General features: G+C 42.5%; 5 protein-coding genes. All 5 read right to left on the bottom strand.

What is annotated here, in order from left to right:
- Positions 1-106: 106 nt before the first annotated feature.
- Positions 107-493, bottom strand: coding sequence for a phosphoribosyl-ATP diphosphatase (gene hisE, locus JW841_08485; protein ID MBN1960970.1), 387 nt, complete (start codon positions 491-493; stop codon positions 107-109).
- A gap of 17 nt (positions 494-510) precedes the next feature.
- Complete coding sequence (gene hisF, locus JW841_08490; protein ID MBN1960971.1) at positions 511-1,281, bottom strand: imidazole glycerol phosphate synthase subunit HisF; 771 nt, start codon at positions 1,279-1,281, stop codon at positions 511-513.
- Positions 1,275-2,003 carry a 1-(5-phosphoribosyl)-5-[(5-phosphoribosylamino)methylideneamino]imidazole-4-carboxamide isomerase gene (gene hisA, locus JW841_08495; protein MBN1960972.1) on the bottom strand — a complete coding sequence of 243 codons (729 nt, stop codon included), beginning with the start codon at positions 2,001-2,003 and terminating at the stop codon, positions 1,275-1,277. Before hisA ends, hisF begins: the two co-directional genes overlap by 7 nt.
- On the bottom strand, positions 2,000-2,596 hold the full coding sequence (gene hisH, locus JW841_08500; GenBank protein MBN1960973.1) for an imidazole glycerol phosphate synthase subunit HisH: 597 nt from the start codon (positions 2,594-2,596) through the stop codon (positions 2,000-2,002). The genes hisA and hisH overlap by 4 nt, the downstream gene beginning before the upstream one ends.
- A gap of 196 nt (positions 2,597-2,792) precedes the next feature.
- A complete protein-coding gene (locus JW841_08505) occupies positions 2,793-3,638 on the bottom strand; it encodes a glycoside hydrolase family 16 protein (GenBank protein MBN1960974.1) in 846 nt (281 codons plus the stop codon).
- Between the last annotated feature and the right edge of the window lie 141 nt (positions 3,639-3,779).

A 3,779-nucleotide genomic window follows, 5' to 3' on the forward strand; every position in this document is an offset into this window, starting at 1 on the left:
CGACCCGTTTGACAATAACAGGTTTTCAAACACGCGGACATCTACCCGTGCTAATGAAGCGGACATCTATAAATACTTGTAACAGAGCTTGGTGTTTGCTTGGTGTTTACTCCTTAATTGACTGGCATTGGTGTCTTTCACGTAACACGGTAATAACATCAGCAAGAGCAACATCACGTGCGGTAAGTAACACTAATAAGTGATAAAGCAAATCAGCGGCTTCGTTTGCCAACGCCTGCTTATCTTTGCCTAATGCAGCAATCACGGTTTCAACGGCTTCTTCACCAACTTTTTGCGCAATTTGCAAAGGGCCAGCAGCAAAAAGTTTTGCAGTATATGAACCAAGCGGAGATGATTTTTGCCGTTCGCTTATAACTTGCTCTAAGTAGTTTAAAAACCTAGCATCTTTGCAGTCGGCGCCCAGATCAGACTTGATGGTTAAATTATTATCAGTGCTACCATTATGGTTATCGCTATCTTGGCTCAAACTTATTCACTCCGTACTTAACTTTAACTTGGTCGTACTTTTACACCAGCTTCATCTAAAGCTTTCTTTAAATCGGGTATCGCAATTTCACCGCGGTGAAACACACCTGCTGCTAAAGCAGCATCAACCTTAGTGGCTTTAAACACATCAATAAAGTGTGCTACCGTGCCCGCGCCACCTGAAGCAACTAAAGGAATACTTACGCGAGCACGCACAGCGCTTAATTGTTCAAGGTCATAACCGGTACCGACACCATCATGACTCATGCAGTTTAGTACAATTTCGCCCGCGCCACGCTCTTGTGCTTCAACCGCCCATTCAAGAGTGCGATGGCCAACACCACGACTGCGACTCTCGCTGCCGGTATATTGATAAACAATAAAATCATTATCTTGGCGTTGGCTATCTATGCCCACAACAATGGCTTGTGAACCAAATGCGGCAGCAAGCTCACTAATTAGTTCAGGGCGTTCAATTGCCGGTGAGTTAACCGAAACTTTATCAGCCCCGGCATTTAAAATCGCACCAGCTTGCGCGACACTGCGAATACCACCAGCAACACAAAACGGTATATCTAAAAGCATTGCAGTTTGTTTAACCCATTCTACTGAAACCCCACGATCTTCAGCGCTGGCGGTAATATCGTAAAAAACTAATTCGTCAGCGCCTTGCTCACGGTAGCGTTTTGCCAGATCGAGCACCTCACCTAAAATTTGATGTTCACGAAAGCGTACCCCCTTAACTACTTTGCCTTCTTTAACATCCAGACAAGGAATTATTCTACGCGTTAACATGCTAAAGCCTCAGCAAGAGTAAAGCGTCCGGCGTAAAGCGCTTTGCCAACAATAACCCCACTGGTGTTAATACTTTTTAGTGCACGCAAATCATCAAGTGAAGAAACTCCGCCTGAGGCAAGCAACTCAATGTTGCTATAACGCGAGAGTATATCACGGTATAAATCAAGATTTGGTCCTGTGAGCATACCATCACGTGAAATATCAGTGCACAAAACCGTGCGTAGACCAGCCGGCATAAAAAGCTCTAATACCTGCCATAAAGTAACGGTTTCGTTTTGACTCCAACCGCTAGTAGCTAAAAGTGGTGTGCCTTGCTCGTCGATTTTAACATCAAGCGCAAAAACGATACGTTCAGCACCAAAGCGAGCAAAAAGTTCAACGGCAGTCTTTGGCGCACGTATAACAATACTACCGATTATAACGCGAGACACGCCGATGTTAAGATAGCTCTCAACGTCATTAATACTGCGAATGCCACCGCCAACTTGCACAGCCATTGATACATTACGTGCAATACTTTCAATAATTGATATCTGGCGTGCTTTTTCATCACGGGCGCCATCAAGATCAATTACATGCAAGACAGTTGCACCAGCATCAGCGAAACTTTTTGCCATGGCTACCGGGTCATCGCCATAGACAGTGAGGCGATCAAAGCGACCTTGTTCAAGTCGAACACATTTGCCTTCTGATAAATCAATCGCTGGAAATATTTTCATAATTTAAAAAACCTATCTAAAAGAGCGGCACCGTTAGTTGCCGAGCGCTCGGGGTGAAACTGCACGCCAAAAAAATTATCTTGTTCAACCGCAGCGACCACTGGGCCACCATGGTTGGTTGTAGCTCTTACAAATGGGCCAAAGGGTGCTTTATATGAATGCACAAAATAAAAGTATTGCCCATTGATATTGCTAAAAAGACGACTTGCCTGACCATCAAGCTGTACTTCATTCCACCCCATATGAGGTACGGTAATGCCATTTTCTAAGTCAGGCTCAATTACTTCAACATTACCTTTAAGCAACTTTAGGCACTCAACATTACCTTCTGCTGAGTGATCAAATAAAAGCTGCATTCCTAAACAAATACCAAGCACCGGTTGCCTAAGACCGCGAATAACCGGTAAAAGCTCAGTTTTTTGCCAACGCGTCATTGCTTCAGGGGCAGCACCAACCCCAGGAAGAATTACATGACTAGCTTTAACAATACACTGTGCATCACTAGTAAGTTCAGCTTTAAGCCCCAGACGCGCGATAGCGTTTTGTACTGAAGCCAAATTGGCGCCCCCAGTATGAACAATTGCAATCACAATATTCCCTTTAATAATAGGGGGTGTCCCTAGTAAAGCTTACGTCAAAACGACGTATTGTATTAACTAAAAAGCACGACTGAAGCTTTTGAACAAGCCTTCAAATATGTGAAGATAATTAGCACCTTTTGTAGCAAAAGGTAACTAAAGTGTTTAGATTAAAATATTTTGAAGTTTAATTAAAAAGAGGTTGTGGATACTATTTATAAACTCGTACCCAATCAATGAGCATTTCTTGCGGAAATACAGTAGTGGCATCAGGATAACCAGGCCAAGAACCGCCCACAGCGAGATTAAGCAAAATATGAAAATAGCCGTTATCAAAAGGCCATCTGCCCGGCACGGTATTACTCTTAACCGTATGATATAAAATACCGTCTACAAACCAGTTGATTTGCCCCTTGGTCCATAAAACGGCGAATACATGATAAGCATCATAGAAATTGCCGGTCGCTAAAATGGTACTGCCCTGAATACAACTAGCACCATAAAAACTTGGCCCATGTAGAGTGCCATAAGTTTTGTTGTCGCGTCCTTCGCCGCCACCAATAAGTTCCATAATATCTATTTCACCTGCATCTGGCCAGGTGCCGGATTCTGGTAACATCCAAAATGCGGGCCAAATGCCTTGACCATATGGTAACTTAATTCGGGCGGCAACCAGTACGCCATATGACCAAAAGTGTTTGTTTCTAGTGGTTAAGCGGGCCGAAGTATATTTATCAGGTGCTTGCTTTATTGCCCTAATGACCAAATTACCGTTGCTAACATAAGCGTTGAGTCCACCGCTACCATCATCAACATAATCTTGCAGTTCATTGTTCCAGCTTTTGCGCCATCCCGAAGCTTCGGTGTCATAATTCCATGAAGAGGTGTTAATTTTGTTGTCGTTAAATTCATCACTCCAAATAAGCGACATATCTGTAGGTGAGCTCCAATCAGCAGCAGTAGTATTAATAGTAACGGTCGCTGAATTGCCTTGAATTTGGCGATTTAAATCATTGCTATCACCACAACCTGACAAGATAATTAAGGGTATACTCATCCCTAAATATATAACTGTGCTAGTAGTCATTTCAAATGGATTATAAGTAATGTTAAGCAAAATTAAAATATTCATCTGATATTGCTTTTAACTTAAATTAAAATTTAAAATCACATTATTATTTATTTTTGTTGGTCGAAG

Source organism: Deltaproteobacteria bacterium, assembly GCA_016931625.1.
Taxonomy (GTDB): Bacteria; Myxococcota; XYA12-FULL-58-9; order XYA12-FULL-58-9; family JAFGEK01; genus JAFGEK01.